Raw genomic sequence first — 7872 nt, forward strand, 5'->3', positions numbered from 1 at the left:
GAGGGGATTGTGATGGAAAAGATATATTCAAGGACCAGAACGCTCCAGGACAAGGTCTCAGGATTCTGTCCGGGATGCATGCACGGTACTGCAATAAAGTTAATCGGGGAAGTCCTCGAGGAGATGAACATAGTTGACAGGACAGCCTGCGTGCTTGGAATCGGATGCTGCGGTCTCCACATGGACTATATAGCATATGACAACATAACGGCTCCACATGGAAGGGCTACTGCAGTCGCTGCAGGAATAAAGAGGTCCAATCCTGATTCCCTCGTGTTCACATATCAGGGTGACGGAGATTTCGCTTCGATAGGACTTGGCGAATCCATTTCATCTGCAAACCGCGGAGACAACATAACTGTGATCTTCATAAACAACGGAACCTACGGTATGACAGGCGGACAGATGGCCCCTACCACGCTTATGGGAATGAAGGCATCAACAGCACCCAAGGGACGTAACGCTGAAGACCATGGCTACCCGATGCACATGAGTGAGATACTCAACCAGCTGACCGCTCCCGCTTACCTTGAGAGGACAAGCTGCAACACCCCTGGTAATGTGGTGAAGACTAAGAAGGCAATTAGGAAGGCGTTTGAAAACCAGATAAACGGGAGGGGCTTCTCGATGGTCGAGATCGTCACAAGCTGCCCTACAAACTGGGGGCTTGATGCTCTTGATTCACTCAAATACATCGAAGAAAAAATGCTGCCTGAATTCCCGCTTGGCGTAATCAGGGATAAATAGGAGGAGAAAATGGAGACAAATTTATGCGTTGCCGGATTTGGCGGCCAGGGTGTTATGACGCTTGGGAAATTCCTTGCGGAGGCCACATGTGAATCAACAGATAAAAACGTTACTTTCTTCCCTTCATACGGAGCAGAACAGCGTGGAGGCACGGCTAACTGCTATGTGGTTATCTCTGACGAGATGATAGGGGCACCCCTTGGCGATGTCATGGACGACCTTATAGTCCTTAACGAGCCTTCCCTCAAGAAGTTCCTGTGCAAGCTCAGGGCTGGCGGTAACCTATTCATCAACAGCTCAATAGTGCCTGATGAGATCAACAGGGAAGACGTGAAGCTCATCAAGGTTCCAGTAACCGAACTCGCGCTTGAGCTTGGAAATCCGAAGGTCCTGAACGTTATAATGCTCGGGGCGTACATAGGCTACACTGAGGTAGTTTCACCCGAGGTTGTCTGGGGTACGATCGAAAACAAGCTTGGCAAGAAGCCAAAGCTGCTTCCGCTCAACAGGGCGGCATTCGACAAGGGCCTTGAGATCGGAAGGTCATCCAGATAATTCATCAATCATCTGGATCCTGATCAAACGACAGGGGGGATTTGAGAGAAAAGGTACTATCTGACTATGGACACAAGACAGGATTAATTTAATAGTATGGCGACAGAGGGCTTGAGGTTATGCTTCAGGTCCTTTTCTTATGGCAGGAAGACCTGCTTTACCACACAGGTCATGGCAGTATGTTCATATGCGTTAACCAAAATTAACACCAATGACTCCTCGGCTGTCATATATATTGGGAAAACCAACCAATTTCATGTTTTTTCAGCCATTTCTCAGTTGGCATGATAATTGCTTAATAAAGAGTGTGCGCGTAGATAATTAAGTTAAAGGGAGATATGAGATGAGCAGTTTACTTTTGGAAGGAATAAGGGTACTTGACTTCACGCAGTTTCTCGCAGGACCATACTGCGGTATGTTCCTTGCTGACATGGGTGCCGAAGTTATAAAGATCGAAAACCTCAAGGGCGGCGGAGACTTCACAAGGGGAGCAAGGCCAAGGGAGCCTAAGACCAACAGGAGCATGTACTTCGGTAACCTTAACAGGAACAAGAAGAGCGTATGCATCGACCTGAAGACAGCTGAAGGAAAGGAACTTTTCGCAGAGCTTGTCAAGTCAGCGGATGTGCTCCTTGAAAACAACAGGCCTGGTGTAATGGCAAAGCTTGGATTCGGATATGAGGATTGCAAGAAGATGAATCCGGCGATAATATATGCTTCAATATCAGGATTCGGCCAGTACGGACCATATTCAGAAAGACCTGGATATGACCTTATAGCTCAGGCTATGGGCGGATCCATGAGCATAACTGGATGGGATGGGCAGGAGCCGACCAGGGCAGGCATGGCGATTGGAGACCTCTTCGCAGGACTTAACGCGTGCATAGGGATCGTGTCATCGCTATACAAGAGGAAAGAGACAGGGCTTGGGCAGAGCATAGACGTTTCCCTGATGGACAGCATCGTATCGGGAATGGAAGCCAAGATGATGCAGTATGTGCATGGCGGACAGATCCCTGAGAAGACAGGTAACAGATACCTTGCTTCAGCACCATACGACTCGTTCAGGGCTGCAGATGATGATTTCGTGGTTGCCAGCGGTACTGATGCTCATTTCGTTGTCCTTGCAAAGGCAATGGGTATGCCTGAACTGAGCGATGACCCGAGATTCCTGAAGACTGAAGGCAGGCTTAACAACCAGGCTGAGCTCAAGGAGATCATCAACGGCTGGGCTGGACAGAGGACAGCAAAGGAGTGCGTGGACATAATACTTGGGGCAGGAATTCCTGCAGGCCCGATATACAATGTCAAGCAGGTATTCGAGGATGAGCACATGAAGGCCAGGGAGATGTTCGTGACGGTGAACCATAAGGATGCAGGAGAGCTGACTGTCATAGGAAATCCCATCAAGATGAGCGAATACCCTGTACAGTACAGGAAAGCGGCACCTGATGCAGGTGAGGATGACTTTGAGATATTCGAAGCATTGGGCTTTTCAAGGGAGACTCTCGAAAAGTACAGGGAAATGGGAGCCATGATGTAGCCATTGCTGCAATAATCAGCGGTTCTTTCGAAAAACTGGACTGATGGCATAAGCCGTTGGTCCAGTTTTCGGGCTATTTGGAATTGAAGGGAAATATCCCGGAATCTGTAGTAAAATTGACTTATACCATCCGATTTAGGATGCAGCGCACATTTTGGCACCATGCATGCGGTAACCTGTATTTCATACTGTATCAGCTGATAGTGAGGTGGACTATGAATTCAACAGTCGGGATTATTGTTCCCAACAAGGAAACAAATGACAGGATACTAAGGATACTTAAGGATGAGATCCTGAAGAAAAATCTCATAGTAAGCATGCTGACTGAGGATGATGTGGTGCTGCAGGCGAAGGCGCTTATAAAGAGAGGTGCTTCGGCCATCATAGCGCGAGGAGGCACATACCTCGACATAATGAGGGCTAATCTGCCAGTACCTGTCATAGAACTGGCCTTCCTTGCACAGGATATCCTCTTTTCCATAAACAAGGCGAACAGGTCAGGAAAGGATATCGCCGTAGTGGTGCAGGAACGGATAATATTTGAGCCGGAAATGTGGAAGAACCTTTTCGACGTTGATATCAAGGTTTACAGATATTCAAGAATTGAGAATATCGACAATGTGCTGAAAAAATTGATTGAGAGCAATGAGGACAGGTTAGTCATCGGAGGGGCACTCACATATTCAAAGGCAGTCAGGGCAGGACTGCAGAGCCTGAATATTGAGAACAGCGATGAGACGATCATAAGGACGTATAAGCAGGCTCAGGAGATCCTGAGCCAGATATATGACAATACGAGACACTCGCAGATGCTGTCGACAGTCCTGAACAATGTCAATGAAGGCATACTGGTCATCAGCAATGATGGTACCATAGAGCACCATAACAACAAGCTCATGAAGTTCTTCAACAAGATTGACAGCAGCATTGTCAACAGGAAGCTAGTTGATGTCCTTCCCGTCGTTTCATCTGCTCTGGGCGATTTCACAAAAGCCCAGACAACCAACAAGATAATAAAGAGCGGAAAGTTCGTCCTCAATATCAATACAGTCCCTATTCAGGTTGGCGGTGAACTGCTTGGGATTGTCTGCACTATCCAGGACCTGACAGAGATCCAGAAGCTTGAGGAGAGCCTGAGGCGAAAGCTTAACCCCAAGGGCCTCAGTTCAAAGTACACATTCGACAACATCTTCACGAAAAACAGGAAGATGAATGATGTCATAGAAAGCGCGAAGAAGTACTCGAAGGCTGACAGCACCATTCTGATCTATGGTGAGAGCGGAACCGGAAAGGAGATATTCGCGCAGAGCATCCACAGCAGCAGCGAAAGGCATGATGCCCCGTTTGTTGCAGTTAACTGCGGAGCACTCAACAAGAACCTTATAGAGAGCGAACTGTTCGGCTATGTGGAAGGGGCGTTCACAGGAGCCATCAAGGGAGGCAAACAGGGTCTTTTCGAGATGGCCCACAAGGGTACGATTTTCCTTGATGAGATTAACAGCCTGCCTATAGAAGTCCAGTCAAGCTTCCTCAGGGTGATCGAGGAGAAGGAGGTCATGAGGGTAGGCTCAGACTATGTCATCCCCCTTGATGTGAGGATCATAGTCGCAAGCAACGAAAACCTCATACAGCTTGTCGAACAGGGGGATTTCAGGAGAGACCTTTTCTACAGGCTTAATGTGCTTGAGATCAAGATACCGCCGCTAAGGGACAGGAGAGATGACATCGTGCCTCTTTTCCAGATATTCCTGAAGGAATTCGGTGTTGAACAGGTCACGATTCCTGAAGAGCTGAAAGGAAGGCTTGCCGGCTATCAATGGAAAGGGAACATCAGGGAGCTTAAGAATGTGGCTGAGAGGTATGCGCTGCTAGGGGAAAAGATGAGTTTCGAATTCCTGGATTCAAACCAGGCCGACAGTATGGTGATAACGGATGACTACAAGATAGACCTCAAGGACCTTAACCGCAAGGTCGAGGAGCTTGTCATCGAGTCACTGGAAGCCAAAGGCCTTTCAAAGAACGAGATCTCCGGAATCCTTGGGATAAGCAGGACTGCGCTCTGGAAAAAAACCAATGCAAAGCCATGATATAGCGGGTAAAATTTGGGACGGGGCATCCTGTCATTTGTTGGGAGTGTTTGTTGTATGCCATTGAAACCAAAGACAAGGAATGTGGGCCTTATTGTAATGCTTATCGGCACATTCGTATCTTCGCTGAGCATAAGTCTGCTTTCATCAGCCCTGCCTAGGATAATGAAGGAGTTTTCAGTAAGTGCCACCATAGGCCAATGGCTGTCAACAGTATATATACTGGTCCTTGGTATAGTTACCGCATCCTCAGCATACCTCATAAACAGGTTCAATTCGAAGAAGCTGTTCCTGTCGGGCATGCTTCTTTTTCTTACAGGCTGTGCCATATCAATAGCTGCCCCAAACTTTACTGTATTGATCCTTTCAAGGGTAGTGCAGGCCTGCGGGGCTGGGATCCTGATGCCTGTGACCCAGGTCGTGATCCTCAGGACCTTCCCTGTCTCACAGCACGGGAAAGCGATGGGAATAATTGGGCTTGTAATCGGGGTTGCTCCAGCAGTCGGACCGACACTGTCAGGCCTGATCGTTGATTTCTCAGGATGGAAAAGCATTTTCTACCTGCTTTCCGCGATCTCAATAATCGTGATCGTGCTTTCAGCGTTCCTTCTGCCTGGTATTGATTCCCAAAAGGGAGGAAGCATTGAGCTGGTTTCCTTGCTCCTTTATGGGATAGGTTTCTGCAGCCTGATGATAGGCATCACAAACCGGGAGCGTTATGGATGGGTCAGCATGAACACCCTGGGTGCCCTTGCGGCGGGAGCCATCTGCCTGTACCTTTTTACAGTGAGGCAATTTCGGGTACCTCATCCGCTGCTACAGCTCGATGTGTTCAAGGACCGTAATTTCACCGTTTCTTCGATACTCATAATGATCACCTACATCTCTATGATGTCAGGTACCATGAGGGTGCCAATATACATACAGTCAGTAAGGGGTTTGTCGGCACTCGTTTCGGGGACAGTCCTTCTGCCAGGTTCAGCGCTTCTTGCGGTATTCAATCCAATAACAGGCTACCTGTACGACAGATTCGGCGGCAGGCTGATCACGATTGCCGGAATGATATTCCTGGGGCTCGGGTCTGCTTCCTTCGCCTTCTTCGGGACTGACACCTCACTCATGGTCGTATCAGCGATGTACGCATTGAGGATGGTCGGAATAGCATTCCTCCTCATGCCTCTGGCAGCCTTCGGGCTTAGGAGGCTTAGCGGAGAAGAGATCGCACATGGCAATGCCATAGTCAACTCCCTCAGGCAGATGTCAGGAGCCCTGGGCTCATCGATCCTTATTGCGGTAATGGGAGCTGCTTCAGCGAACAGCGCAGTGGCAGATATATACGGCATCAACGCCTCATTTGCAGTAGAGGCTGGCCTTCTTGTCATCGGACTTGTGATTTCCCTGATATTCATAAGAAATGAATGATGAAAGAATCAGGGCTTACCAACACATATGATTACTGAAACATGGGAACTTTTTTCCTGTAGGATTATGAAGAAGCTCTGGTAGAGTAGTTTTGAAATATATGGAAACGCCTGAAAACACCCTCAAATCACTCATGTGATTTGAGGGTGTTCATTATGGTCATGATTGGATCTTCAGGATTACATTGCCTCTCTTGTGCCCCTTGTCAACATAGGCATGTGCTTCAGCAGTGTTCTCAAGGTCATAGGTCCTGTCGATTATCGCCTTAAGCTTTCCCTGTTCAAACCAGGCTTTTAACCTTTCAAGCTGTTCTTTTGTTTCTCTTGCAACAGATGCTCCGCCGACTGTGATGAAGCTGCCTCCAGGCTTAAGGGCCAGTTTGGCTTTTGCCCTGCTGGTCTTTCCGACAGCATCGAATATGATGTCGTAGCTGACTCCTTTCCTGGTGTAATCATCACTTGTATAGTCAATGAAGTCACTGGCACCAAGTCTTAGCACAAGCTCTTCGTTAGCACCGCTTGCGACACCTGTCACCTTGAGGCCAAGAGCAGATCCTATCTGCACTGCAGCTGTGCCTACAGCGCCGGATGCTCCATAGACTAGCAGAGTCTGACCAGATCCAGGATTCACTTTGTCAAGGAAAAAGAGTGCTGTGGTACCACCAAAGGGGAGTGAAGCTGCTTCCTCGAAGGTCGCACTTTCTGGCATACGCGCCACTGCTCCATCTGCCTTTACAGTAATAAATTCAGCGTGGCAGCCGTAGCTTGTTCCGGATGTGCAGCCATAGACGCGGTCACCTATCCTGAACTGGTCTGTGTATGCTTCCTCAACTGTTCCGGCAAAGACTGTTCCGAGAATGGGCTGCCTTGGTCTGTTCCAGCCTAGAATAAGGCGCATCGCAGGCTTCATGGGACCTGCAACACCCAGTCCCCTTGTCCTTGTGTCAGCTGTATTCACCCTGAATCCCCACAGAATTATAACTTGTTAACATCGAAACCCCTTGGTATTATTGGGTTTTCGATGTTTTTTATATTGAAACCCCCACAAAAACATGTTATAATTATAACGTGAGGTGTTTCATGAATATCGTATACGTCAAGAACAAAAAGAACGGGATTACATATGTCTACGAATCAAAAAACTATTGGGACAAGGACAAGAAGCAATCCAGAAGCAAACGAGTCTGCATCGGAAAACTGGATGATAATGGAAATCTGGTTCCTTCTAAGCGATTGACCGAGCCACCCGTTTCCACAGTAATCAAAAGAGGACCAGTGCCCTCAGTTTCAACAAGACACAGCTATTATGGGGCCACATACCTGTTTGATGCAATTGGTGAAGAACTTGGGATTGTTCAAGACTTGAAGATTTGCTTCCCTGATATCTACAAGCAGATCCTGTCAATCGCGTATTTCCTGATACTGGAAGACCGGAATTCGCTAATCCGTTTCCCGAAATGGGACAGGACACATTACCACCCGCATGGTAGCAGCATTGCTTCCCAGAGAAGCAGCGACC

6 protein-coding genes and 1 pseudogene are annotated in these 7872 nt (G+C 48.1%); 6 read left to right on the plus strand and 1 reads right to left on the minus strand.

What is annotated here, in order from left to right; genetic code table 11:
• Positions 1–12 precede the first annotated feature (12 nt).
• The 5 genes from T472_RS06245 (at position 13) to T472_RS06265 (ending at position 6354) form a co-directional block, all read left to right on the plus strand.
• Positions 13–747: a thiamine pyrophosphate-dependent enzyme gene (locus T472_RS06245; RefSeq protein WP_023386044.1), complete on the plus strand. Its 735-nt coding sequence runs from the start codon at positions 13–15 to the stop codon at positions 745–747.
• Between the two features lie 9 nt (positions 748–756).
• A complete protein-coding gene (locus T472_RS06250; RefSeq protein WP_023386042.1) occupies positions 757–1302 on the plus strand; it encodes a 2-oxoacid:ferredoxin oxidoreductase subunit gamma family protein in 546 nt (181 codons plus the stop codon).
• Between the two features lie 343 nt (positions 1303–1645).
• Positions 1646–2845 (plus strand): CaiB/BaiF CoA transferase family protein, encoded by a 1200-nt coding sequence (locus tag T472_RS06255; protein WP_023386040.1) that lies wholly within the window; start codon positions 1646–1648, stop codon positions 2843–2845.
• A gap of 215 nt (positions 2846–3060) precedes the next feature.
• Complete coding sequence (locus T472_RS06260) at positions 3061–4932, plus strand: sigma 54-interacting transcriptional regulator (RefSeq protein ID WP_023386038.1); 1872 nt, start codon at positions 3061–3063, stop codon at positions 4930–4932.
• Between the two features lie 57 nt (positions 4933–4989).
• Complete coding sequence (locus T472_RS06265) at positions 4990–6354, plus strand: DHA2 family efflux MFS transporter permease subunit (RefSeq protein WP_023386034.1); 1365 nt, start codon at positions 4990–4992, stop codon at positions 6352–6354.
• 159 nt (positions 6355–6513) lie between these two features.
• On the opposite strand, the gene T472_RS06270 is transcribed toward T472_RS06265, so the two are convergent.
• Positions 6514–7311 (minus strand): NAD(P)-dependent alcohol dehydrogenase, encoded by a 798-nt coding sequence (locus T472_RS06270; protein WP_023386032.1) that lies wholly within the window; start codon positions 7309–7311, stop codon positions 6514–6516.
• Between the two features lie 122 nt (positions 7312–7433).
• On the opposite strand from T472_RS06270, the pseudogene T472_RS06275 reads away from it, so the two are divergent.
• Positions 7434–7872 (plus strand): annotated as a pseudogene (locus T472_RS06275) (IS1634 family transposase); the annotation flags it as partial.

This window comes from Youngiibacter fragilis 232.1, from assembly GCF_000495435.3.
Lineage (GTDB): Bacteria > Bacillota > Clostridia > Clostridiales > Clostridiaceae > Youngiibacter > Youngiibacter fragilis.